This window comes from Sphingobium sp. BYY-5 (assembly GCF_022758885.1).
Classification (GTDB): Bacteria; Pseudomonadota; Alphaproteobacteria; order Sphingomonadales; family Sphingomonadaceae; genus Sphingobium.
This window is the reverse complement of the sequence record NZ_JALEBH010000001.1, coordinates 1599456-1621652: the sequence shown is the minus strand read 5'-3', so window position 1 is coordinate 1621652 and position 22197 is coordinate 1599456. Positions and strand designations below refer to the sequence as shown.

Below are 22197 nucleotides of genomic sequence, written 5' to 3'. Positions count from 1 at the left end.
ACATGTCACCCCAACGCCGCCTTCACCAGGCCGCTGGCCTTGCTCATGTCGATCACGCTGCCGTGGCGGTCCTTGAGCACGGCCATGACCTTGCCCATGTCCTTGACGCTGGCCGCCCCGACTTCGGCCTTGATGCCTTCGATCGCGGTTTTCGTCTCTTCCTCGCTCATCTGCGCGGGGAGGAAGCTTTCGATCACGTCGACTTCGGCCTGTTCCTTGGCGGCCAGTTCGTCGCGACCGCCATTCCTGAACATGTCGATCGATTCGCGGCGCTGCTTGACCATCTTCTGGAGCACTTCCACTACCACGGTGTCGTCGTCCGGCACGTTGGCGGCGGTGCGCAGTTCGATGTCGCGGTCCTTCAGCTTCGCCAGGATCAGGCGCACGGCGGCCAGCCGTTCCTTGTCGCCGGCCTTCATGGCTACGACCTGGGCGCTCTGTATCGTGTCGCGAATCATGGGCGAATGAATCCTGTCTCTTGCGGAAAGAGACAGATATAGTGCGAAAAGAGATTTTTAACAGACGTTGACCTTGAGAGGATGCGCGCCTACCTGACCGGCCGTTTAACCCGCTTGAGACGGGTTCCCGCAAAAGCATAAAGGACCGCGACCATGGCAGACGCCAAGACCCTTACCGTGCCCAAAGGAGCGACAGGGGCCGTGGTTTTCGCCGATGGCAGCGCGGTGTTCGGCCGGGGCTTCGGCGCTGTCGGCGATGCGGTGGGCGAGCTTTGCTTCAACACGTCCATCACCGGCTATCAGGAGATCATGACCGATCCCAGCTATGCCGGGCAGATCATCAACTTCACCTTCCCCCATATCGGCAATGTCGGCACCAACCCGGACGATGTGGAGGCCGACGCGCCGCACGCGCTGGGCTGCATCGTGCGGGAAGACGTCACCGCGCCCAGCAATTTCCGCAATGTTCAACCGTTCGACCAGTGGATGTCGGCGAAGGGGCGCATCGGCCTGGCCGGGGTCGACACCCGCGCGCTGACCCGCCTGATCCGCATCAAGGGCGCGCCCAATGTCGTGATCGCCCATGATCCCGAGGGCCAGTTCGACATCGCGGCGCTGGCCGCCAAGGCGGCGGGCTGGCCGGGGCTGGAGGGCATGGACCTCGCCATCGAAGTCACGGGCAAGGAAAGCCGCCTGTGGAAGGACGGCGTGTGGACGCTGGGCCATGGCTATGGCCTGAACGAAACAGACACACCGTTCGCTTCGAGCGAAATCGAGAAGCCTGTTTCGGATGACGGTGCCAGCCGTGTCTCGACTTCGCTCGACACGAACGGAGGTTCCTCACGCCCCCATGTCGTCGCGATCGATTATGGCGCGAAGAATAATATCTTCCGCAATCTGGTGCAGGCCGGCGCGCGCGTCACCGTGCTGCCCGCCACCGCCAGCTATGAGCAGGTGATGGCGCAGAAGCCGGACGGCGTGTTCCTCTCCAACGGTCCAGGCGATCCGGCCGCGACCGGCGAATATGCCGTGCCGGTGATCGCCGCGCTGCTGGAGCGGGACGTGCCGATCTTCGGCATCTGCCTGGGGCATCAGTTGCTGGGCCTGGCGGTGGGCGCGAAGACGATCAAGATGCATCAGGGCCATCGCGGCGCGAACCATCCGGTCAAGCGCCTGTCGGACGGTCTGGTCGAGATCACGTCGATGAACCATGGTTTTGCCGTGGATGTCGACACGCTGCCCGCCAATGCGCGTTCGACCCATGTGTCGCTGTTCGACGGCAGCAATTGCGGCATCGAACTGATGGATAAGAACGCCTTTTCGGTGCAGTACCACCCCGAAGCCTCGCCCGGCCCGCAGGACAGTTTCTATCTATTCAAGCGGTTCGTGGACGGCATTAAAAAGCCGGTCGCGGCATGAGCCAGAACCTGCCCCCCGTCGATGAAGCGCGCCTTGCCGCCGAGTGGGAGGCGGACAAGGCCGTCCTCGCCAATCTGGCGGAGAATGGCGACGTGGCGCGCATCGCGCGGCCCGTGGACGTGAGCTTCCGGGGCAGCGAGAAGGATTTCGAGCGCGTCCTGACCATCGCCAGCCAGTTCGGCTTCGTCGAACTGGACCGCGAGGAGGATGAGGATGGCGACCTGTTCCTGTTCCTGGAATGTGTGCAGCCGGTAGACGAAGCCTCGATCCGCGCGCTGACCCGGAAGTGCCTCCAGATCGAAATCCTCTGCGGCGTCGAATATGACGGCTGGGGCTGCGAGGCGCAGGCGGGGGGCGTGCATTGAAATACACGCCACTGATCTGCTCGCTGATCCTCTTTGCCGGCTGTGCTGCCAAGGCTGAACTGACCCAATCCCAGTTCGATGCGATTGCTGACAAATGCGGTCTCCCGCGATCAGCGCTGAAATTGCACGGCAAGGATGAACTGCAATTCCAGCCGCCGCAGGATGCCAAATATCAAGCGGTTGAATGCACGCTTACCGAACTTAAAGCCATTAAGCTCCCCATGAAAATGGGTTTTGTTGGCAACGAGCTTTATCGAGAAGAGTCCAAATAATGCCCAAACGCACCGACATCTCCTCTATCCTCATCATCGGCGCTGGTCCGATCATCATCGGCCAGGCGTGCGAGTTCGATTATTCGGGCACGCAGGCGGTGAAGGCGCTCAAGGAAGAGGGCTATCGCATCATCCTGGTGAACTCCAACCCGGCCACCATCATGACCGACCCGGAATTTGCCGACGCGACCTATGTCGAGCCGATCACGCCCGAAATCGTGGCGAAGATCATCGAGAAGGAGCGGCCGGACGCGGTGCTGCCGACCATGGGCGGGCAGACGGCGCTGAACACGGTGCTGGCCCTGTTCAATGACGGCACGCTGGAGAAATATGGCGTCAAGATGATCGGCGCGGACGCCGAGGCGATCGACAAGGCGGAGGACCGGCTGAAATTCCGCGACGCGATGGACAAGATCGGGCTGGAATCCGCCCGATCGCGCATTGCCCATACGATGGAGGAGGCGCTCGACGCGCTGGAGTTCACCGGCCTGCCCTCGATCATCCGCCCCAGCTTCACGCTGGGCGGGACCGGCGGTGGCGTCGCCTATAACCGGGAAGAGTTCAAGCGGATCGTCGGCGAAGGGCTGGACGCCTCGCCGACCACCGAAGTGCTGATCGAGGAATCGCTGCTCGGCTGGAAGGAATATGAGATGGAGGTCGTCCGGGACCGGAACGACAATGCCATCATCATCTGCTCGATCGAGAATGTCGACCCGATGGGCGTTCATACCGGGGACAGCATCACTGTCGCGCCGGCGCTGACGCTGACCGACAAGGAATATCAGATCATGCGCAACGCGAGCATCGCGGTGCTGCGTGAAATCGGCGTGGAAACAGGCGGTTCCAACGTGCAATTCTCGGTCAATCCGAAGGATGGCCGCCTGATCGTGATCGAGATGAACCCGCGCGTGTCGCGCTCCTCGGCGCTGGCGTCGAAGGCGACCGGCTTCCCGATCGCCAAGGTCGCGGCGAAGCTGGCGGTCGGCTACACGCTGGACGAGATCGAGAATGACATTACCGGCGCGACGCCGGCCTCGTTCGAACCGACCATCGACTATGTCGTGACGAAAATTCCGCGCTTCGCCTTTGAAAAGTTCAAGGGTTCCGAGCCGCTGCTGGGCACCGCGATGAAGTCCGTCGGCGAAGTCATGGCGATCGGCCGCAACATCCATGAATCGATGCAGAAGGCGCTGCGAGGCCTGGAAACCGGCCTGTCCGGCTTCAACAATGTCGATCATCTGGAAGGCGCGCCCAAGGACGACATCGTCGCCGCCCTGGCCCAGCCGACCCCCGATCGCCTGCTGGTCGCCGCGCAGGCTCTGCGCGAAGGGCTGACCGTCGCGGAAATCCACGCCATCGCGAAGTTCGACCCCTGGTTCCTGGAACGGATCAAGGAAATCATCGACGCCGAAGCCGAAGTGCTGGCCCATGGCCTGCCGCAGGACGCGGACGGGATGCGCCGCCTCAAATCCATGGGCTTTTCCGACAAGCGTCTTGCCTGGCTGGCGCTCAAGTCCGCCAATCTGCGCGGCATGGAGCGGGGCATCGCGCGCAGCAGCGGCCTGATCCATGATGCGGTGAAGGCGATGACCGGCGGCGTGACCGAGGATGAGGTGCGCAGCCTGCGCCACAGACTGGGCGTGCGTCCGGTGTTCAAGCGCATCGACACCTGCGCCGCCGAGTTCGAGGCAAAGACGCCGTACATGTATTCGACCTACGAAGCGCCGATCTTCGGCGAGGCGGAGAATGAGGCGCAGCCGAGCGACCGGAAGAAGGTCGTCATCCTGGGCGGCGGGCCGAACCGCATCGGGCAGGGGATCGAGTTCGACTATTGCTGCGTCCATGCCTGCTTCGCGCTGGCCGAGGTGGGCTATGAGACGATCATGATCAACTGCAACCCGGAAACGGTGTCGACCGATTATGACACGTCCGACCGCCTCTATTTCGAGCCGCTGACGGCCGAGGATGTGCTGGAAATCCTGAGCGTCGAGATGTCGAACGGTACGCTGGCCGGCGTCATCGTCCAGTTCGGTGGCCAGACGCCGCTCAAGCTGGCGCAGGCGCTGGAGGATGCGGGCATCCCGATCCTGGGGACCAGTCCCGACGCGATCGACCTGGCCGAGGATCGCGAACGCTTCGCCGCGCTGATCGACAAGCTGAAATTGAAGCAGCCCGACAATGGCATCGCCCGCAGCCGGGAGGAAGCGATCGCGGTCGCCAACCGCATCGGCTACCCGGTGCTGATGCGTCCGTCCTATGTCCTTGGCGGCCGTGCGATGGAGATTGTCGACGGGCAGGCGCAGTTGGAGGAATATATCGCCACCGCCGTTCAGGTGTCGGGCGACTCGCCGGTGCTGATCGACCAATATCTGCGCGACGCGATCGAGGTGGACGTGGATGCGCTGTGCGACGGCGACGATGTGGTCGTGGCCGGCGTGCTCCAGCATATCGAGGAGGCGGGCGTCCATTCGGGCGACAGCGCCTGTTCGCTGCCGCCCTACAGCCTGTCGGACGATATCATCGCGGAAATCGAACGGCAGACCGAAGTTCTGGCCCGTGCGCTGTCGGTGCGCGGCCTGATGAACATCCAGTTCGCGGTCAAGGACGGCACGGTCTATCTGATCGAGGTCAATCCGCGCGCCAGCCGCACCGTGCCCTTCGTCGCCAAGGCGATCGGCACGCCCATAGCCAAGATCGCCAGCCGCGTCATGGCGGGCGAGAAGCTGAAAGACCTGCCGAAGATCGACCGTCATGCGATTTCGCACATCGCGGTCAAGGAAGCGGTCTTCCCCTTCGCGCGCTTCCCCGGCGTCGACCCAGTCCTGTCGCCGGAAATGAAGAGCACGGGCGAAGTCATGGGAATCGATAGCGATTTCGCGACCGCCTTTGCCAAGGCGCAGCTTGGAGCGGGCACGGTTCTGCCGACGCAGGGCACCGTCTTCGTGTCGGTCAAGGACAGCGACAAGCCGGTGATCCTGCCGGCGGTGCAGAAACTGGCCGGGATGGGCTTCACTATCATCGCGACCGGCGGCACCGCAACCTATCTGGAAGCACAGGGCATCGCCGTCGAAACGGTGAACAAGGTGGCCGAAGGGCGCCCGCACATCGTCGATCGCATCACCGACGGCGACGTGCAGTTGATCTTCAACACCACGGAAGGCTGGCAGTCCTTGAAGGACAGCAAGGCGATCCGCACATCGGCGCTGCGCGCGAAGATCGCCAGCTTCACCACGGCGGCCGCGAGCCTGGCCGCGGCGGACGCGATCGAGGCGCTTCGGGGCCATGCCCTTGAAGTGCGCGCGCTCCAGTCCTATTATCCTCTGTCGCAAGCCTGATCCCCTGCATAAGGAAGCACGCTGCGGGTGGCCCCATGGTCGGGGCCGCCAAAGGGAAGTTTTGACGAAGGATTTGCATTAATGGCGACCGTCGAGAAGATGCCGATGCTGCAGATGGGCTATGACAAGCTCAATGCGCAGCTCCGCGAATTGAAGGCCGAACGCCCTTTGATCGTGGACGCCATCGAGGAAGCTCGCGCGCATGGCGACTTGTCCGAAAATGCCGAATATCACGCGGCCAAGGAACGGCAGGGCCAGGTAGAGGCGACGATCAACGACCTGGAGGACAAATTGTCCCGCGCCCAGGTGATCGACCCCAAGACCCTGTCGGGCGACAAGATCGTGTTCGGCGCGACCGTCACGCTGCTGGATGAGGAAGACAAGCCGATCAAATATCAGATTGTCGGTCAGGCCGAAGCGGACGCCAAGCTTGGCATGATCTCCTATAACAGCCCGCTGGGCCGGGCGCTGATCGGCCGTGAAGTCGGCGACGAGGTTGAAGTGTCGGTCCCGTCGGGCGACAAATTCTACCTGGTCGACAAGATCCAGTTCATCTGACGCCGTGAGACTGCCCGCCGGTCGCGCCACCAACGGGATAGCGGCGATCAGTATCGCCGCCTTCCTGATCCTCACTCTGACCGGGCGGGTCGATGACGCCGCCATCATCGGCGGCTTCATTCCCGCGCGCCTGGGCGACCCGGCGCTGCTACAGGGCATGGCGGCGGTGCCCGATTGGCTGACGCCACTCAGTTGCACGCTGATCCATGCCGGCTGGCTGCATATCGCTTTCAACATGCTGATGCTGCTCTTTTGCGGGCGGCAGGTGGAACATGTGCTGGGCTGGGGCGGGACGTTGCTGCTCTATGGCGTCGGCGCCTATGCGGCCTGTCTGGCGCAATGGGCGATCGACCCCGCGTCAACCAATCCGATGGTGGGGGCGAGCGGGGCGATCTCCGCGATCATCGCCACCTATGCGCTGCTCTACAGCCAGCAGCAGGTGCGCAAGGTCGGGCCGCTGTCGGCCAATATGGTGCGCGTGTTGTGGCTGGCGGCGGGCTGGATCGCGATCCAGCTTATGATCGGGGTGGCGACGTCGGGTGGCTTTGGCGACCTGGGCCAGATCGCGATCGCCGCGCATATCGGCGGTTTCCTGGCGGGGCTGATACTGACGCGCCCACTGCTGCGCTGGCGGTTCCGGAAGAAGCCGCGGGCGGTGAACTGACCACAACTCCCGTTCGCCCTGAGCTTGTCGAAGGGCCTTTCTTTCTTAAGAGAAGAGCAGGGCTTCGACAGGCTCAGCCCGAACGGGCAGAAGGTTTGCTTGCTCAGGCGCCCGGCAGTTCCGGCTCCAGCAGGCGGTGCAGGTGGACGATCACATAGCGCATTTCGGCGTCGTCGACGGTGCGCTGCGCCGCGCCGCGCCAGGCTTTTTCGGCTGAGGCATAGTCGGGGAACACGCCGACCAGATCGACCTGGCTCAGGTCCTGAAATTCCAGCGTTTGCGGGTTGGTGACGCGACCACCCATCACCAGATGCAACTTGCTCATGGTCTTATGCTTCTCCCTTGGCTGATCGCGGAGCCTTAGCATCGCGTCCACGATCAGCCAAGGAGAGGAGGGGCAGGCGTCGATTGCGTATGCCGCAATCGCGATTAGCTTTTCGGCAATCGCGCCTTGATCGCCCTGCCGATCGCATCGACCCTGCCGGCGACGAGCGTGGCGAGGTCATCGGCGAACTTCGACGCCTTGGCCGGCAGTTCCGACGAGGCGACGCTGTCCCTGGCGTTCGATGCGGCATCGCCGGCAGCTTGAAGCGCGTCGCTGGCGCCCTGCTTCACCGTTTCGGCGCCTTCGGTCGCGGCATTGCGCGCGGTGCTGGCGGCATCGGCTGCGACGCTGCGCGCGGCGACGGCGGCCTCCACCACTTTGGCGCCCGCCGTGGCGGCAAGGCCGGGCAGCGCCTTCATCGCGCGGCGGCTCTTGGGGAACATCCAGGCGATCAGCGCGCCGGCGGCGACCGCGCCCGCCACCGCGATCACGGGATGCTCCTGCACGATCTGGTTGGCGCGGGCGGCGGCGCGCTGCGTCTTGTCGCGGGCGTCGGCATAGGCGTCGGTCGCCTTGTCCTTACCCGTCTGGATGAGTTCACCCGCGCCTTCGCGCGCTTTTTCGGTGCCATCCTTGATCCGGTCGGCCGCGGTGACGGCGACATCGTTCGCCGCATCACGGACGCGGGTGATTTGAGCGCGAATATCAGCCATCAATCAATCTCCGTAAGGTCGGTTTGTCTGTTCCTGAAGCGAACGTACAGCCGACTGAAAAGTGCCGCCAGCGGCCGACGCATGAGGAAGAGGCCGAAGGCGGTGGCCGCTGCGCCGATTGCGACGGGACGCTTCTGCATCTTGGCGGTGACAAAAGCGACGCCTTGGAGCGCGCTGGCCTTCGCCTTGCCGATTGCGTCCTGCTTCAGCCGGTCGGGTGCGACCCTTGCCACCGCCGCCTGCGTGCTGTCGATCAGCCGGGCGCGCTGCTCCTCGGCGCGCGCGCAGGCTTCGCGATAGGCCGTTTCTTGGTTCATGGCAGTATCGTCTTCTTCATGCGGGCGATGCAACCTCTGGCCAGCAGCAGCAGCAGGACGGCGATCAGCAGCCCGCCGCCCACCACCGCCAGCGTTGCGCCGAGCGTGCCGAGGCTGGGTTGCAGCGCCAGGATGAGGCCGACCAGTAAGGCGAGCAGGCTGGCGAACACCAGGATCAGCGCGACCAGGCCGAAGATCGCAGCGTTGCGCACCGCCGTCGCGACGATGCCGGCGCGCAGCTTTTGCCTGTCCGCTTCGGCGGCCGCATAGGCGCGCGCATCCTCATAAAGACGCGTGAAGGCGTCGCGCACCGATTCGTCGTGCGCGGCCTCTTCCTGCCCGTCGGCGTGCGGCGTCACCGCCGTTTCCGCTGGCTGCTCAATCAAACGACCCTCCGCCCCGCCTAGCGGGCCTGTGCGTGGGGATGGGACCGGACAGGTGTCCGACGATCAGGTCCGATGAATCGGGCCTGATTTCAAGCCCGCTCTCATGCCTTGTCGTCGGACCCCTTGGCAAGGCGCATCAGGACATAGCCGACCACGGCGGCGGCGCCGATGGCGACGGCGGGGCTTTTGCGCACGAAATCGCGCGCTTCGCCCATCAACTGGTCGACATCCTTGCTTTCCAGCTTGTTCGCGGCGCCCGCGACCTGCTCGGCGGCCTGGCGCGCATAGTCGCCATATTGCGGTCCCAGCTTGGCGTCGACCGTGCCGGCGGTGTCGGAAATCAGCTTTGCCAGGCTTTGCATGGCGGTGCCGGTCTTGTCCTTGGCGACGCCGGCGGCGGACTTGGCGGTCTTGCCCGCCTGCTCCTTGATCGGGTCGATATGCGCCTTCCAGTCGACCGAATGGATCTTGTCGGCTGCGGCTTTCGCGGCCTTTTCGGCCTGTTCCTTGATCGGGGCGATCTGCGCGGTCCAGCCCTGGGCGGCGGCGGTGCCATTGCTCGACTTTTTGGGCGCGGGCGCCTTGCGGGTCGCGGCCTTCTTGACTGGCGCGGCCTTCACGGCGGCGGCGCTGGCCTTGGCCGGCTTGGCCCCGACGGATTTGGCTACGGATTTGGCGGCGGGCTTGGCCGCAGGGGTCTTCTTCACGCGCTTGACGGGCGGGGTTTCCGGTGTGTCGGCCATCGTCCTCAATCTCCCTTTCATGTCCAGCATGGCGGCCGCGCGGGACGCGGCGGGGTCATGCTCCTAATGCTTCGCGGCGGCCTACAGTTCCGTTGCCGTTACATTTTGAGCATCGGCATTTTTTGCGTCGTGGCAACCCCCCGCATTGCCAAGGCGGGAGGTGCTGGCTAAGCGGGGCGCGAAACAGGCGTCCGGCCACCGTGAGGCCGCATAGCAGGAGCGATCATGACCGCTATTCTCGATATCCACGCCCGCCAGATACTCGACAGCCGTGGCAACCCCACCGTCGAAGTCGATGTCATGCTGGAAGATGGCAGCTTCGGGCGCGCCGCCGTGCCGTCGGGCGCATCGACCGGCGCCTATGAGGCGGTGGAGAAGCGCGACGGCGACAAGAGCAAATATCTGGGCAAGGGCGTGCTGGCGGCGATCGATGCCGTGAACACCGAAATTGCCGAGCAGATCATCGGCATCGACGCCGAGGATCAGGCCGAAGTCGACGCCGCGATGATCGCGCTCGACGGCACGGAAAACAAGTCGCGCCTGGGTGCCAACGCGATCCTGGGCGTCAGCCTGGCCACCGCAAAGGCTGCCGCCGATGCGCGCGGCCTGCCGCTCTATCGCTATGTCGGCGGCGTGTCGGCGCATGTCCTGCCGGTGCCGATGATGAACATCATCAACGGCGGCGAACATGCCGACAACCCGATCGATTTCCAGGAATTCATGGTCATGCCGGTCGGCGCGGAAAGCCTGGCCGACGCGGTGCGCATCGGTTCGGAAATCTTCCATACGCTCAAGAAGGGCCTGCACGACAAGGGTCTGGCCACCGCCGTCGGCGACGAAGGCGGTTTTGCGCCCAATCTCGCCTCTACCCGCGACGCGCTCGATTTCATCATGCAGTCGGTCGAGAAGGCCGGTTACACGCCGGGTGACGACGTGGTGCTGGCGCTGGATTGCGCTGCGACCGAATTCTTCAAGAACGGCAAGTACGAGATTTCGGGCGAGGGCCTGTCGCTTTCGCCGGTCGAGATGGCCGATTATCTGGCCGCGCTGTGTGCCGACTATCCGATCAAGTCGATCGAGGACGGCATGGGCGAGGATGATTTCGAAGGCTGGAAGGCGCTGACCGACAAGATCGGCGGCAAGGTCCAGTTGGTCGGCGACGACCTGTTCGTCACCAATCCCAAGCGTCTGGCGATGGGGATCGAGAAGGGGCTGGCCAACTCACTGCTGGTCAAGGTCAACCAGATCGGCACGCTGACCGAGACGCTCGCCGCCGTCGATCTGGCGCACCGGTCGCGCTACACCGCCGTCATGTCGCACCGTTCGGGCGAGACCGAGGACGCGACCATCGCCGACCTCGCCGTCGCCACCAATTGCGGCCAGATCAAGACCGGTTCGCTGGCCCGTTCTGACCGGCTCGCCAAGTATAACCAGCTCATCCGCATCGAGGAAGAACTGGGCGATATCGCCGTCTATGCGGGGCGCTCGATCTTTCGTTAATCCCCGGTCCTTGATGGCCAATATGATCAGCCGGTCGCAAGTTGATGATTTTTCACTTGCGGCCGGCCTTTTGCTGTGATTCCATCGATCTATGGCGCATATCGCGAAACTTCGACTGCTATTGGCATCGGCCTTCGGTCCGGCGATCGCGCTTTTGCTGCTGCTGTTCTTCGCGGGCTATGTCGTGCTGGGGTCGAACGGCGTCCTTGCCTGGGGGGATTATACCCGCCAATTGCGTCAGGCGCAGGTCGAACTCAAGAAGACTCAGGAAGCCCGCGCGGAACTGCGCAACAGGGTCGATTTGCTGGACCCGCGCCGCGTCGATCCCGACCTGTCGGACGAATTGATCCGCCGCCAACTGGGCGTGATCCACCATGATGAAGTGATCGTTCCGCTCAACTGAGCGAATCCGTTTGATCGCAAAAAATCGCGTTCCGGCAAAAACTTGGAAACATCCGGTTCGCCGCGCGCTCCGCACGGCATGTCGCGCCCCATTAAATTTGCGCTATATCTATCGTTTCTGCCCGGATTCCGCGGCGTGCGCAGTTGCAATATATGCAACTCTGCCGCTATATCGGCCTTCCTTCCATCCTACCCACGCAAAAGGATAAGAGCCTTGGCGAAACCAACGACGCCGCGTCCTTCGCGCGCAAAGGCAAAGGCCGACGCGCCCGCCGGAGCGGACCATAATCGGCCTCGCCCCGAAACGCCCACCGACTATAAGGCCAGCAAGGAAGAATTGCTGGAATTTTATCGGCAGATGGTCCTCATCCGCCGTTTCGAGGAAAAAGCCGGCCAATTGTACGGCCTGGGCCTGATCGGTGGTTTCTGTCACCTCTATATCGGCCAGGAAGCGGTTGCCGTCGGCATCCAGTCCGCGCTGCAGCCCGGCAAGGACAGCGTTATCACCGGCTATCGCGATCATGGTCACATGCTTGCCTATGGCATCGATCCCAAGGTCATCATGGCCGAACTGACCGGCCGTGAAGCCGGCATTTCGCGCGGCAAGGGCGGTTCGATGCACATGTTCAGCGTCGAGCATAAATTCTTCGGCGGCCATGGCATCGTCGGTGCGCAGGTGTCGCTGGGCGCAGGCCTGGGCTTCGCGCACAAGTATAACAATGATGGCGGCGTCTGCGTCGCCTATTTCGGTGACGGCGCGGCCAACCAGGGCCAGGTCTACGAATCGTTCAACATGGCCGAGCTTTGGAAGCTTCCGATCATCTTCGTGATCGAGAACAACCAGTATGCCATGGGCACCAGCGTCAACCGCTCGTCGGCGGAAGACCAGCTCTATCGCCGTGGCGAAAGCTTCCGCATCCCCGGCATCCAGGTCGACGGCATGGATGTGCTGGCCGTACGCGGCGCGACCGAAGAGGCGCTGAAATGGGTGCAGGACGGCAACGGCCCGATCCTGCTGGAAATGAAGACCTATCGCTATCGCGGTCACTCCATGTCCGATCCGGCCAAGTACCGGTCGCGTGAGGAAGTGCAGGCGATGCGCGACAATAGCGACCCGATCGAAGGCGTGAAGAAATATCTGATCGAGGCCGGCGTCAGCGAGGAAGACATCAAGGTGATCGACCAGGATATCCGCAAGATCGTCGCCGAAGCGGCCGATTTCGCCGAAACCTCGCCCGAACCTGAGATGGCTGAACTCTATACCGACGTGCTGGTGGAGCAATATTAATGGGTATCGCAATCAAGATGCCGGCGCTCTCGCCGACGATGGAAGAGGGCACGCTGGCCAAGTGGCTGGTGAAGGAAGGTGACGAAGTGAAGTCCGGCGACATTCTTGCCGAGATCGAGACCGACAAGGCGACGATGGAATTCGAAGCCGTCGATGAAGGCAAGATCGGCAAGATCGTCATCGCCGAAGGCACCGAGGGCGTGAAGGTCGGCACCGTCATCGCCGAGATGGCGGGCGAGGGCGGCGAAGCTGCTCACGCGCCAGCAGTTGCAGCGCCCAAGGTGGAAGCGGCTCCTGCGCCTGTCGCGGCTAAGCCGGTGTCCGAAGTGAAGGCGTCGGTCCAGGACCCCGCCATTCCGGCAGGCACCGAATATGTGAAGACGACCGTCCGCGAAGCGCTGCGCGACGCGATGGCCGAAGAAATGCGCAAGGATGAGCGCGTCTTCGTCATGGGCGAGGAAGTGGCCGAATATCAGGGCGCCTATAAGGTGACTCAGGGCCTGCTCGACGAGTTTGGCGACAAGCGTGTCATCGACACGCCGATCACCGAATATGGCTTTGCCGGCATCGGTGCGGGCGCGGCCATGGGCGGCCTGCGCCCGATCGTCGAGTTCATGACGTTCAACTTCGCCATGCAGGCGATCGACCACATCATCAACTCGGCGGCCAAGACCAACTATATGTCCGGCGGCCAGATGCGCTGCCCGATCGTGTTCCGTGGCCCCAACGGCGCGGCCAGCCGCGTCGGCGCGCAGCACAGCCAGAATTATGGTCCCTGGTATGCGGCCGTCCCCGGCCTGATCGTCATCGCGCCCTATGACGCAGCCGACGCCAAGGGCCTGCTCAAGGCCGCGATCCGCTCCAACGATCCGGTCGTCTTCCTTGAGAACGAGCTGGTCTATGGCCGCAGCTTCGACGTGCCCAAGGTGGACGATTATGTCCTGCCGATCGGCAAGGCGCGGATCGTGCGTTCGGGCAAGGACGTGACCCTGGTCAGCTATTCGATCGGCGTCGGTCTGGCGCTCGAAGCCGCCGAGAGGCTGGCGGGCGAGGGCATCGATGCCGAGGTGATCGACCTGCGCACGCTGCGCCCGCTCGACACGGCGACGGTGCTGGAGAGCCTGAAGAAGACCAACCGCCTGGTCGTGGTGGAAGAAGGCTGGCCGACCTGCTCGATCGCGTCCGAAATCGCCGCCGTGGTCATGGAAAAGGGCTTCGACGATCTTGACGCCCCAGTGCTGCGCGTCACCAACGAGGACGTGCCGCTGCCCTATGCCGCCAACCTTGAAAAGGCGGCGCTGATCGACGCGGCCCGCGTGGTCGAGGCGGCGAAGAAGGTCTGCTACAAGTAAGGCGGATGCGTGACGCGCCGAACATGGCGCTTCATTGGCGACAGGAAAAAAGGGCGGTTCCATGCGATGGAACCGCCCCTTTTTTTTGGTGATTATGGCGTTTGCAAACATACACCCCAAATATGGATAGGGGGGCGAGCCATAAGAAAATCCTCCCCTGGCAGGGGAGGTGGCAGGCGCGAAGCGCCTGACGGAGGGGTGTCCCGCTCTCGATAGGGTGACACCCCTCCACCACTTCGTGGTCCCCCTCCCCTTACAGGGGAGGATTTTCAGGGTCGTCCTTGATCCTTCTCGAATGCTTCATGGGCCTGAGTTTGCAAACGCCATGCTCGCCCTCTTCCTGCCCGTCAGGCGGCGTAGCTTCCCGTTCCGCAGGGCGAATTGGTGCCGGTCGTGTTGATATCGTTGCTGGATCGTTCGCGCACGCTCATCGCGGCGACCGCGGACATTTGCGGCGTGCCGAAAAAGGCCGAGGAAACGAGCGGCCTGTAGGTATAATAAACCTCGACGAAGATCATCTCGCTGTCCTTGGACACGGCAATCTTGCGATTGGTGGCGCCGATGCCCTCCGCCCCCAGGTTGGTGTTCACCGCATAGGGCGAATCCTTGACCAGCGCGCCGGCACATCGCTGCCATCGCACTTTCTGGTTCGTCAAATTGCCGGAATTGTCGAGCACCGGCTGGACGCTGGATACGATTATCCGTCCCCGATTGCGCAGGTCGATAGTGTCGCCCAATATCTTGATGCCGCCCAGCGCGTCCGTCACGTCGCCATTGTTGATCGACAGGCGGATGCGCGAGACGCTGTCCGCCGTCAGCGTGGCGATGTCGCCCAGCTTCTGCGAGGTGAAGGCCATGTTGGCGGCTTCCATGCCATACATGGTCAGCCCTACAAGCACGGGGAGGGCCAGGGCGAATTCGACCGCGGCCACGCCATCGGCATTGCGCCGCAGCCTCTTATATATCCTGTTCATGCCTTGCACTTTGGTGTGGGGATGGTCTGCACTTCGTAGGGCTGGCGCCGCATCATCGTTGAAGCGGTCAGCGTCGCTATGTTGCCGATGCCGATGAAGCGAAAGAGCGGCAGGATGCGGTTATAGGTGACGACCGTATTGTAACGCACGATGTCGTCGGCGCCGCCTATGCCGTTGAGGCCGGTCGTCGCCACGTCCCGTATCCCGTTATTGTTGACATCCTCCCAGCAATCGCCGCTGTCGAGCACGCCATTGCCATTCGCGTCCTTGGTCAGCCGCTCCATCGCGTTGATATTGCTGTACTGGTAGAAACTGCTCTTGGTCGTTTCGACCGAAGCGCTGGGCACGACGCGCTTGATGGTGGTTTCGATGTCGCTTTCGATCGTTGTGCTATCGACGGTCTGGACGGTGGTAAGGCGGGAAGCGCGCTCCAGCGCGCCCAGCATGACCGAACGGACATAGATCTGATAGCCCATTTCCAGCCCGCCGAAGAGGATGAAGCAGAGCGGCAGGAGGATCAGCGCGAATTCCGGAACGGATGCGCCGCGCCGATCCCCAAGCAACAGCCGGAGGCGGGAGGGGAGGATCGTCACTGCGACAGCCTCAACGACCCGATATTCTCCCCGATGTCGCGGAAGACCTTGTTTAATTGCGCGCTATTGTCTGCCTTGTATGCAAATTCCGGATTGATCGTATTGGTCGAGGAGGAACAGTTTATGAGGTCAGAACTGAGCGTAGATCCGGAACTAAAGGATATGGAATAGATCTTCACGTCCATATTCTTGATCGCCGTGCAGGTCATCAGCATCCGCGCCGTGCGATTGCTGTTATTCTGACTGGTCGTGCCGTTCGTGGTGACACGCAGGGCATAGCGTTCCGGCCCATGGGACGAGTAGCTGGTGGAATATGTGCTGGTGCCGGTCTGCATTTGGCCGTCCGTCATGAAGATGACGTAACGCGAGATGGGGAAGGTATGATAAAGGGTCGGATTATCGTCTCGCCACAGACCAGTCCTAGACAGAAGGCGGGCAGCCCAAAGAAGGCCGGTGTCCAGATAGGTGCCGCCATTGGCGATGAAACCGTTGTCGAACGCAAAATAATTGTTGAAATCTGTCGCTGTCATCGGCGCCAACTCACGCATCGGCTTGGGGCAGGCATAACCTGTACTGCCTGCACTGCCTGAACTGGCAGGATCAGCCACCGTCCATCGCGTTTGGGTTGACGTCGGGCTGGTATCAAATTTCAGGTCGTCGGCCGTGCTCGGAAGATTGTCGGGAATGGAATGCCCCGATGTCTTTGTGATGGTGTTGCTCGTCCGGCGTTCTTCGACGCAACCGTCCCATGTGCTGGTCATCCACGTATTGCTATGGCCAACGCTGGTGCCAGGCGTGCGGTCGTTATAGTAAGTACCCGTGGTATTGAACCAACTCGGCTGGCGTGACCAGAGCGTTGTGCCGGCGCTGCCGGTGCTGAAGCCGGCATTGACCATCTGCGCGAAAGGTACGATTGCCCAGCGGACACGCTTGCGTTTGCCCTCTTCAGTCATGTTGAACTGGGTTTCGATCGTGGCCATCTGCGTTTGCAGGCTGGCGAGCGCCGTGCGCAACGCCTGTATGCGCGAGACGTTGATGGAGTTCTCTACCACCTCTTCGACATAACGCATGGACTTGCCCATGCCTGGAATATTTGTGGTGACGTATTTTGCGTTATTTTGGCATGTTTGTTCGGACCACTCCGGCTTGCAGCCCATCGATCCGGTCACGTCCAACACCAGCACGATGTCGATATTGCTATAGTCGTTGCGCGCGGTGCAGCTTGCGGTGATTGCCATATTGGCCTTGCCGAACAACCCCATCACTGCGGTCGGCACGCTGGAGGCCAGCGTCAACTGGATTGTGTCGTTGGCGCCGAGCGTGGGCGCGACGGTGATGTTGGGCGGCGTGCCCAGATAGGTGCTGGGGAAGTTGAACCGTACAAATTTTGTCACCTCGCCCGTCACCGAATCGCTCAGCACGCCGCTCGACCCCATCGCCTTGCGGCCCGCGAGGACGCCGGCGTCGCAGGCCTGTTGCAGGCGCGTCTGGGCGAGGTAGCCGCGGCTGATGTCCACGGCGCCGCCGACCATGCCAGCGAGCGGGATCAGGGCCGCTGCGATGATGGCGATGGTATTGCCGGCCTCATTTCGCAGCAGCCGTGCCAGAAGACCCTTATGATTGTCAGATGCCCAACCCATAGCTATCCCATCGATCCCCGCGACGCCCTTTCGACAGGGCCGGTTGCAATCATGCCCTATGCGTGCGGACCGGTTAGAATGTGTATGAGGAAGATGGTTAAAGGACCGATAATCCGCGTAGCCCCTGGCATATCCCATGGTGTGCGATGAGTGGGGCGGAGGATGGCTTGCCGCCGCTCGCGATCCTGCTGGCGGCCCATGCCGGTGCGCAGGCGGAGCGGCATCGGGCGATCTGGGGCTTTGACGGGCGGCTTGCGAAGGTCGCCCGCACCACCAGCGATCGGACGATCGGCCAGATGCGGCTGGCCTGGTGGAATGATGTGATCGACGACGCGGACAACCGCAAGGGACGCGGCGAGCCGGTGGTCGACGCGATGCGCGCGACCGGGGCGATGGCCGCGCCGGGGCTGGTCGCGATCATCGACGGCTGGGAAGTGCTGGTGGTCGAACCGGACATTGATGCGCAGGGCCTGCGCGATTATGCCGTGGGGCGTGGAGGCGGGCTGTTCCGGGCGCTCGCCGATGCGGAGGATGCGCCCGCATGGCTGACGGCGGCGGGGCAGGTCTGGGCGCTGTGGGATCTGGCGGGGCATGTCGATGATGTGGCGCTGGCGCAGGCCGCGCTGGGGCAGGCGCGCGAGCTGTTGCCGCAGGTCGAGGGCGCGCGCTGGCCGAGGGCATGGAAGCCGCTGCGGATCGCCTTCACGCTGGCGCGGGCGGATGTGCTGGCGGGGCGGGGCGCGCCTGCGGGGATGCCGCGCGGGCTGGCGCTGCGGCTGCTGCGGATCGCGCTTGTCGGGCGCTAGCGTGTCGGGATAGGTTTGGCGTTCCGAAGCTGAGGGGGGCGATCATGGGGCGAATGCTGGCGGGGGGCATGGCGGCGCTGCTGCTGGTTGCGGGCGGCCTGTTCTGGTGGCAGGGGCGGGCGGACACCGCGCCGGTGCCGCAACTGGCCGTCGCGCCGCCGCCTCCGCCCGAAGTGGAGAGCCTGCCGGAGGGCGATCCTGATGCGGTAGGGGAAGCGCCGCCCATGCCCGGCGAGGCCAGTCCGCAGAGCCGTGAGGAGAAGCGCTTCGCCCGCTACGACCGGAACCGGGATGGGGTCATCACCCGCGTCGAGATGATGGGCAGCCGCACCAAGGCCTTCAAGGCGCTGGACAAGAATGGCGATAATCTTCTGTCTTTCGAGGAATGGGCGGCGGCGACGTCGGACCGTTTCAGCGCGGCGGACGCCGACAAGGACGGCAAGCTGACCCCGGCGGAATTCGCCACCACCGCGCCCAAGCGGACGGTGAAGCCGAAGTGCAAATGCTAGAATGGTCATGTGTTCCTGCAAAAGCAGGAACCCAGGGTCGAACGGATGACCTTGCCGCTCTGGGCTCCTGCTTTCGCAGGAGCACGGCGCACGGATTTCAGGCGATCTCCATTTCCCCCATCCATGCGCCCAGCGATGCGCGCGCGCGGGAGGTATAGGCTTCCTTGCGCTGTTTCTTCTTCACATCGTCCAGCGTCGGGAACAGGCCGAAATTGACGTTCATCGGCTGATAGTCCGCCGTCTCGACATTGCCGGTCACATGCCCCAGCAGCGCACCGAGCGCGGTGTCGGCGGGCGGGGGCGTCAGGACATGTCCCAGCAGTTCGGCCGCCGCGAAGCGCCCGGCGAGCAGGCCGATGGCGGCGCTCTCCACATACCCCTCGCACCCCGTCATCTGCCCGGCGAAGCGGATATGCGGCGCGCTTTTCAGGCGCAGCGTGGGATCGAGCAGCTTGGGCGACTGGATGAAGGTGTTGCGGTGCAGGCCGCCCAGCCGCGCGAACTCGGCCTTTTCCAGTCCCGCTATGGTGCGGAACAATTCGACCTGCGCGCCATGTTTCAGCTTGGTCTGGAAGCCGACCATGTTCCAGAGCGTGCCGCTGGCATTGTCCTGCCGCAACTGCACGACCGCATAGGGCCAGCGGCCGGTGCGCGGATCGTCGAGGCCCATCGGCTTCATCGGCCCGTGGCGCAGGGTTTCCGGCCCGCGTGACGCCATGACCTCGATCGGCATACAGCCCTCGAAATAGGGGGTGTTCGCCTCCCATTCCTTATATTCGGTTTTTTCGCCGTCGAGCAGCCCCTGGACGAAGGCCTCATATTGCTCCCGGTTCATCGGGCAGTTGATATAATCCTTGCCCTCGCCGCCGGCGGGACCGATCTTGTCCCAGCGATTGGCCATCCAGCATTTGTCCATGTCGATGCTGTCGAAATGGATGACCGGCGCGATCGCGTCGAAGAAGGCGAGATGCTCCATGCCCGCCGCTTCGCCGATGCTGGTGGCGAGGGCAGGCGCGGTCAGCGGGCCGGTGGCGACGATGGTCATGCCCGCGCCCGGCAGCGTGTCGATCCGCTCACGCACGATCTCGACATTGGGATGGTCTGCCAGCGCGCGGGTGACGCCGCCCGAAAAGACATGGCGGTCGACCGCCAGCGCGGACCCGGCGGGCACCTTGGCCGGTTCAGCCTGCGCCATGATGAGCGAGTCCAGCCGCCGCATTTCCTGATGCAGCAGGCCGACGGCATTCTTGTCGGCATCGTCGGAACGGAAGCTGTTGGAACAGACCAGTTCGGCCAGGCCGTCGGTCTGGTGCGCGGGGGTCATGTCGCCCGTTCCCCGCATTTCGGACAGGCGGACGCGGATGCCCGCCTGCGCCAACTGCCACGCCGCTTCGGTGCCGGCCAGGCCGCCGCCGATGATATGAACCTGATGATCGGACATGGTCTTCGCCTTAACTTCGCATTGTCCCGTGAGGATCGGGGATTTCCGGTCGCCAGTGGGATATATCGTCGTTCGTAGCAAGGAGTATAGCCAAGGGGGCGGGCAGGACAGGGTGATTAGCCTGCGCTGCGGCTATGACTCAGCCATGCGCTGAGGCCGCAGGTGACCGTGAGGGCGAAGGCGATTTCGGGCGAGTCCTTTGTTGCGCCCAATAGGATGGCGAGGCCAGTGCCGATCGCGACGCCTACGGCAAGCCAGGTTATTCTGGGTGCGCAGGGCCAGCACCGGGAGGACAGCCAATCCATCATGACCGTTCCGAGCAGGATGGGGACACACGCCACGAACGGGCCGAAGATCAGGGCGAACAACATAATCAACGGCACGGCGATCAGCATTCCGGCTTCGACCGGGACAGGAGCGGGCAGTTGCAAATAGAGCCATGCGGCCATGGTGGCGGCGACGAAGACCGGGCCAGCGGAGAGGATTGCCCGGCTTGCGCCACGGAAGGATGTCGAGCGGGACGAATACATGCTGTCCTCCCGAAAAAGGGGGAGGGTGGGGCTACCACCCTCATGGTAGGAAAGGTCACGCGGCTCGCGCATGACCATCGGTCAGCCAGCCGTTCACCTTGCGCCCGAAATGCGCAATGGCGCCCATGTTGAAGAAGTGCATCCCGCCCAGCACGATGACGGCCAGGCCGACCTTGCTGCTGAGGAAGCGGATCGTGTCGGCGACCGTCACCGGTTCCTTGCCCAGGCTGAGCGTCAGCGTGATGAAGCCGATATTCACGAGGTAGAAGCCGACGACCAGCAAATGGTTGGTCGAGCGCGCCAGTTCGGCATTGTGGCCGAAACATTGGATGAGAAAGACTTCGCCATTTCTGGACAGGGTGCGCGCGACCCAGATGGTGATGGCGAGGGTAATGACCAGATAGAGGGCATAGGCGGATTCGACCATGGTGCATTTCCTTTCGTTTCGATAATTTCGGTAAAAACAGAAATTCAAGATCACAAAAAAATAGGGCGGATTGATCCTTTCAGTCCAGGGGCGGGGTCTTGTCCTTCGCGCCGGGCAGGAAGCGGGCGATCTTGCCGCCCAGCTTCATCAGCGTGACAAGCGTGGGCTTGGGCAGGACGCGCACCTGTTCGTACCAGGTGCCCAGCGTCGACATGAATTCATGCATCCGCACGATCCGGTCGCGGACATGGGCGGGCGCGCTCTTGTCCTGCGCCAGTCGTTGGGCAAGCTCGCCCAGCAGGGCGATGGTCGGGTCGATCTCCCGCCGCTTGCGCTCGGCCGCGATGCGGGTGAGCATTTCCCACAGGTCCAGTTCGGCCACGAAATGGTCGCGCCGGTCGCCATCGACATGGACGCGGCGGACAATGGCATAGCCCTGCAATTCCTTGAGCGCGGTCGAGACGTTGGAACGGGCAAGGCCAAGCTGGTCGACAATCTCATCGGCGGGCAGGGGCCGGTCGGACAGGTAGAGCAGGGCATGAACCTGGCTGACCGACCGGTTGACGCCCCATTGCGTACCCATTTCACCCCAGTGGAGCAGGAACGCCTTGGCATCGGGATGGTCGAGAAGTGACATGACGTTCCTTTCTGTAAAAACAGAAATAACGGAACATACTGAGTCGCGCAAGCGGGAACGCTTGCCCCGGTCGATGGTTGAGACGGCCTGGATCAGGAGAAAATGTCATGATCGATCATGTCGGTTTCGCCGTCAGCGATGCGGAACGATCGGGTGAGTTTTACGACTTGTTGCTGGGCGCGATCGGCTTCTCGCGATTGGCCACTATCCCGGCGGCGGAAAATGGCAGCGGCGGGACGGCGCATGGCTATGGCCGGGACGGCGACGCCTGTTTCTGGATCGGCGACAAGGAACAGGTGGGCCAGGGGACACATATCGCCTTTCGCGTCGAGAACCGGGCCATGGTCCAGGCCTTCCACGCAGCCGGTCTGGCGGCGGGCGGCACGGATCAGGGCGCGCCGGGCCTGCGGCCCCATTATGGACCGACCTATTATGCCGCCTTCATCCTCGATCCCGACGGGTTGAATATCGAGGCGGTCTGCCACAGGACCGAAGAACCGTCAGCCGTGACGTGACAAATGGATTCGGATCGGCAACAAAAGC

26 protein-coding genes are annotated in these 22197 nt (G+C 63.1%); 13 read left to right on the top strand and 13 right to left on the bottom strand.

Features of this window, described 5'->3' with window-relative positions; translation table 11 throughout:
- Window positions 1-5: 5 nt before the first annotated feature.
- Window positions 6-458, bottom strand: a complete 453-nt coding sequence (locus MOK15_RS07740; RefSeq protein WP_242931068.1) for a GatB/YqeY domain-containing protein — start codon at window positions 456-458, stop codon at window positions 6-8.
- A 153-nt stretch (window positions 459-611) separates the two neighbouring features.
- Here MOK15_RS07740 and carA point away from each other — a divergent pair, with 153 nt between their 5' ends.
- From carA to MOK15_RS07710, 6 genes are all read left to right on the top strand, one after another.
- A complete protein-coding gene (gene carA / locus MOK15_RS07735; protein WP_242931067.1) occupies window positions 612-1877 on the top strand; it encodes a glutamine-hydrolyzing carbamoyl-phosphate synthase small subunit in 1266 nt (421 codons plus the stop codon).
- A complete protein-coding gene (locus tag MOK15_RS07730) occupies window positions 1874-2242 on the top strand; it encodes a ribonuclease E inhibitor RraB (RefSeq protein ID WP_242931066.1) in 369 nt (122 codons plus the stop codon). The genes carA and MOK15_RS07730 overlap by 4 nt, the downstream gene beginning before the upstream one ends.
- Window positions 2239-2514 carry a hypothetical protein gene (locus tag MOK15_RS07725; protein ID WP_242931065.1) on the top strand — a complete coding sequence of 92 codons (276 nt, stop codon included), beginning with the start codon at window positions 2239-2241 and terminating at the stop codon, window positions 2512-2514. The genes MOK15_RS07730 and MOK15_RS07725 overlap by 4 nt, the downstream gene beginning before the upstream one ends.
- The gene (gene carB / locus MOK15_RS07720) at window positions 2514-5849 is read left to right on the top strand and encodes a carbamoyl-phosphate synthase large subunit (protein ID WP_242931064.1); all 3336 of its coding nucleotides are present in this window, start codon (window positions 2514-2516) and stop codon (window positions 5847-5849) included. The genes MOK15_RS07725 and carB overlap by 1 nt, the downstream gene beginning before the upstream one ends.
- Window positions 5850-5930: 81 nt before the next feature.
- A complete protein-coding gene (gene greA / locus MOK15_RS07715) occupies window positions 5931-6407 on the top strand; it encodes a transcription elongation factor GreA (RefSeq protein WP_242931063.1) in 477 nt (158 codons plus the stop codon).
- A 4-nt stretch (window positions 6408-6411) separates the two neighbouring features.
- Window positions 6412-7071, top strand: coding sequence for a rhomboid family intramembrane serine protease (locus MOK15_RS07710; RefSeq protein WP_242931062.1), 660 nt, complete (start codon window positions 6412-6414; stop codon window positions 7069-7071).
- A 103-nt stretch (window positions 7072-7174) separates the two neighbouring features.
- Here the strand turns inward: MOK15_RS07710 and MOK15_RS07705 are convergent, their stop codons facing one another.
- The 5 genes from MOK15_RS07705 to MOK15_RS07685 form a co-directional block, all read right to left on the bottom strand.
- Window positions 7175-7396 (bottom strand): DUF4170 domain-containing protein, encoded by a 222-nt coding sequence (locus MOK15_RS07705; protein ID WP_242931061.1) that lies wholly within the window; start codon window positions 7394-7396, stop codon window positions 7175-7177.
- Window positions 7397-7500: 104 nt separating this feature from the next.
- A complete protein-coding gene (locus tag MOK15_RS07700) occupies window positions 7501-8109 on the bottom strand; it encodes a hypothetical protein (RefSeq protein WP_242931060.1) in 609 nt (202 codons plus the stop codon).
- Entirely contained in the window at window positions 8109-8426 is a 318-nt protein-coding gene (locus MOK15_RS07695) for a hypothetical protein (RefSeq protein ID WP_242931059.1), read from the bottom strand. The genes MOK15_RS07700 and MOK15_RS07695 overlap by 1 nt, the downstream gene beginning before the upstream one ends.
- A complete protein-coding gene (locus MOK15_RS07690; RefSeq protein WP_242931058.1) occupies window positions 8423-8812 on the bottom strand; it encodes a hypothetical protein in 390 nt (129 codons plus the stop codon). The genes MOK15_RS07695 and MOK15_RS07690 overlap by 4 nt, the downstream gene beginning before the upstream one ends.
- Before the next feature lie 101 nt (window positions 8813-8913).
- Window positions 8914-9555, bottom strand: coding sequence for a hypothetical protein (locus tag MOK15_RS07685; RefSeq protein ID WP_242931057.1), 642 nt, complete (start codon window positions 9553-9555; stop codon window positions 8914-8916).
- 225 nt (window positions 9556-9780) lie between these two features.
- On the opposite strand from MOK15_RS07685, the gene eno reads away from it, so the two are divergent.
- The 4 genes from eno (at window position 9781) to MOK15_RS07665 (ending at window position 14097) form a co-directional block, all read left to right on the top strand.
- Window positions 9781-11055, top strand: coding sequence for a phosphopyruvate hydratase (gene eno, locus MOK15_RS07680; protein WP_242931056.1), 1275 nt, complete (start codon window positions 9781-9783; stop codon window positions 11053-11055).
- Between the two features lie 91 nt (window positions 11056-11146).
- Window positions 11147-11458 carry a septum formation initiator family protein gene (locus MOK15_RS07675; RefSeq protein ID WP_242931055.1) on the top strand — a complete coding sequence of 104 codons (312 nt, stop codon included), beginning with the start codon at window positions 11147-11149 and terminating at the stop codon, window positions 11456-11458.
- Between the two features lie 213 nt (window positions 11459-11671).
- Window positions 11672-12745: a pyruvate dehydrogenase (acetyl-transferring) E1 component subunit alpha gene (gene pdhA, locus MOK15_RS07670; protein ID WP_242931054.1), complete on the top strand. Its 1074-nt coding sequence runs from the start codon at window positions 11672-11674 to the stop codon at window positions 12743-12745.
- Window positions 12745-14097 carry a pyruvate dehydrogenase complex E1 component subunit beta gene (locus MOK15_RS07665; RefSeq protein WP_242931053.1) on the top strand — a complete coding sequence of 451 codons (1353 nt, stop codon included), beginning with the start codon at window positions 12745-12747 and terminating at the stop codon, window positions 14095-14097. The genes pdhA and MOK15_RS07665 overlap by 1 nt, the downstream gene beginning before the upstream one ends.
- A 347-nt stretch (window positions 14098-14444) precedes the next feature.
- Here the strand turns inward: MOK15_RS07665 and MOK15_RS07660 are convergent, their stop codons facing one another.
- Genes MOK15_RS07660 through MOK15_RS07650 form a run of 3 tightly spaced genes read right to left on the bottom strand, consistent with a single transcriptional unit; the run spans window position 14445 to window position 17304 of the window.
- A complete protein-coding gene (locus MOK15_RS07660) occupies window positions 14445-15071 on the bottom strand; it encodes a TadE/TadG family type IV pilus assembly protein (protein ID WP_242931052.1) in 627 nt (208 codons plus the stop codon).
- A complete protein-coding gene (locus MOK15_RS07655; protein WP_242931051.1) occupies window positions 15068-15664 on the bottom strand; it encodes a TadE family protein in 597 nt (198 codons plus the stop codon). Before MOK15_RS07655 ends, MOK15_RS07660 begins: the two co-directional genes overlap by 4 nt.
- Window positions 15661-17304, bottom strand: coding sequence for a Tad domain-containing protein (locus MOK15_RS07650; RefSeq protein WP_278254225.1), 1644 nt, complete (start codon window positions 17302-17304; stop codon window positions 15661-15663). Before MOK15_RS07650 ends, MOK15_RS07655 begins: the two co-directional genes overlap by 4 nt.
- Before the next feature lie 146 nt (window positions 17305-17450).
- Here MOK15_RS07650 and MOK15_RS07645 point away from each other — a divergent pair, with 146 nt between their 5' ends.
- Both MOK15_RS07645 and MOK15_RS07640 read left to right on the top strand, forming a co-directional pair.
- Window positions 17451-18110, top strand: coding sequence for a hypothetical protein (locus MOK15_RS07645; protein WP_242931049.1), 660 nt, complete (start codon window positions 17451-17453; stop codon window positions 18108-18110).
- Between the two features lie 44 nt (window positions 18111-18154).
- The gene (locus MOK15_RS07640; protein ID WP_242931048.1) at window positions 18155-18619 is read left to right on the top strand and encodes an EF-hand domain-containing protein; all 465 of its coding nucleotides are present in this window, start codon (window positions 18155-18157) and stop codon (window positions 18617-18619) included.
- A 97-nt stretch (window positions 18620-18716) separates the two neighbouring features.
- On the opposite strand, the gene trmFO is transcribed toward MOK15_RS07640, so the two are convergent.
- The 4 genes from trmFO to MOK15_RS07620 all read right to left on the bottom strand — a co-directional run bounded on the left by trmFO (window position 18717) and on the right by MOK15_RS07620 (window position 21654).
- On the bottom strand, window positions 18717-20060 hold the full coding sequence (gene trmFO, locus MOK15_RS07635; RefSeq protein WP_242931047.1) for a methylenetetrahydrofolate--tRNA-(uracil(54)-C(5))-methyltransferase (FADH(2)-oxidizing) TrmFO: 1344 nt from the start codon (window positions 20058-20060) through the stop codon (window positions 18717-18719).
- 116 nt (window positions 20061-20176) lie between these two features.
- On the bottom strand, window positions 20177-20590 hold the full coding sequence (locus MOK15_RS07630; protein ID WP_242931046.1) for a hypothetical protein: 414 nt from the start codon (window positions 20588-20590) through the stop codon (window positions 20177-20179).
- A gap of 55 nt (window positions 20591-20645) precedes the next feature.
- On the bottom strand, window positions 20646-21017 hold the full coding sequence (locus MOK15_RS07625) for a hypothetical protein (protein WP_242931045.1): 372 nt from the start codon (window positions 21015-21017) through the stop codon (window positions 20646-20648).
- A 79-nt stretch (window positions 21018-21096) separates the two neighbouring features.
- Window positions 21097-21654: a MarR family transcriptional regulator gene (locus tag MOK15_RS07620; protein ID WP_242931044.1), complete on the bottom strand. Its 558-nt coding sequence runs from the start codon at window positions 21652-21654 to the stop codon at window positions 21097-21099.
- Window positions 21655-21761: 107 nt separating this feature from the next.
- On the opposite strand from MOK15_RS07620, the gene MOK15_RS07615 reads away from it, so the two are divergent.
- Complete coding sequence (locus MOK15_RS07615; protein WP_242931043.1) at window positions 21762-22169, top strand: VOC family protein; 408 nt, start codon at window positions 21762-21764, stop codon at window positions 22167-22169.
- Window positions 22170-22197 lie beyond the last annotated feature (28 nt).

Coding starts and splice junctions, on each gene's coding strand:
- MOK15_RS07740 (WP_242931068.1), bottom strand. CDS start 458: ATGATTCGCGACACGATACAGAGCGCCCAGGTCGTAGCCATGAAGGCC.
- carA (WP_242931067.1), top strand. CDS start 612: ATGGCAGACGCCAAGACCCTTACCGTGCCCAAAGGAGCGACAGGGGCC.
- MOK15_RS07730 (WP_242931066.1), top strand. CDS start 1,874: ATGAGCCAGAACCTGCCCCCCGTCGATGAAGCGCGCCTTGCCGCCGAG.
- carB (WP_242931064.1), top strand. CDS start 2,514: ATGCCCAAACGCACCGACATCTCCTCTATCCTCATCATCGGCGCTGGT.
- greA (WP_242931063.1), top strand. CDS start 5,931: ATGGCGACCGTCGAGAAGATGCCGATGCTGCAGATGGGCTATGACAAG.
- MOK15_RS07705 (WP_242931061.1), bottom strand. CDS start 7,396: ATGAGCAAGTTGCATCTGGTGATGGGTGGTCGCGTCACCAACCCGCAA.
- MOK15_RS07700 (WP_242931060.1), bottom strand. CDS start 8,109: ATGGCTGATATTCGCGCTCAAATCACCCGCGTCCGTGATGCGGCGAAC.
- MOK15_RS07695 (WP_242931059.1), bottom strand. CDS start 8,426: ATGAACCAAGAAACGGCCTATCGCGAAGCCTGCGCGCGCGCCGAGGAG.
- MOK15_RS07685 (WP_242931057.1), bottom strand. CDS start 9,555: ATGGCCGACACACCGGAAACCCCGCCCGTCAAGCGCGTGAAGAAGACC.
- eno (WP_242931056.1), top strand. CDS start 9,781: ATGACCGCTATTCTCGATATCCACGCCCGCCAGATACTCGACAGCCGT.
- MOK15_RS07675 (WP_242931055.1), top strand. CDS start 11,147: ATGGCGCATATCGCGAAACTTCGACTGCTATTGGCATCGGCCTTCGGT.
- MOK15_RS07665 (WP_242931053.1), top strand. CDS start 12,745: ATGGGTATCGCAATCAAGATGCCGGCGCTCTCGCCGACGATGGAAGAG.
- MOK15_RS07660 (WP_242931052.1), bottom strand. CDS start 15,071: ATGAACAGGATATATAAGAGGCTGCGGCGCAATGCCGATGGCGTGGCC.
- MOK15_RS07650 (WP_278254225.1), bottom strand. CDS start 17,304: ATGGGTTGGGCATCTGACAATCATAAGGGTCTTCTGGCACGGCTGCTG.
- MOK15_RS07645 (WP_242931049.1), top strand. CDS start 17,451: ATGAGTGGGGCGGAGGATGGCTTGCCGCCGCTCGCGATCCTGCTGGCG.
- MOK15_RS07640 (WP_242931048.1), top strand. CDS start 18,155: ATGGGGCGAATGCTGGCGGGGGGCATGGCGGCGCTGCTGCTGGTTGCG.
- trmFO (WP_242931047.1), bottom strand. CDS start 20,060: ATGTCCGATCATCAGGTTCATATCATCGGCGGCGGCCTGGCCGGCACC.
- MOK15_RS07630 (WP_242931046.1), bottom strand. CDS start 20,590: ATGTATTCGTCCCGCTCGACATCCTTCCGTGGCGCAAGCCGGGCAATC.
- MOK15_RS07625 (WP_242931045.1), bottom strand. CDS start 21,017: ATGGTCGAATCCGCCTATGCCCTCTATCTGGTCATTACCCTCGCCATC.
- MOK15_RS07620 (WP_242931044.1), bottom strand. CDS start 21,654: ATGTCACTTCTCGACCATCCCGATGCCAAGGCGTTCCTGCTCCACTGG.
- MOK15_RS07615 (WP_242931043.1), top strand. CDS start 21,762: ATGATCGATCATGTCGGTTTCGCCGTCAGCGATGCGGAACGATCGGGT.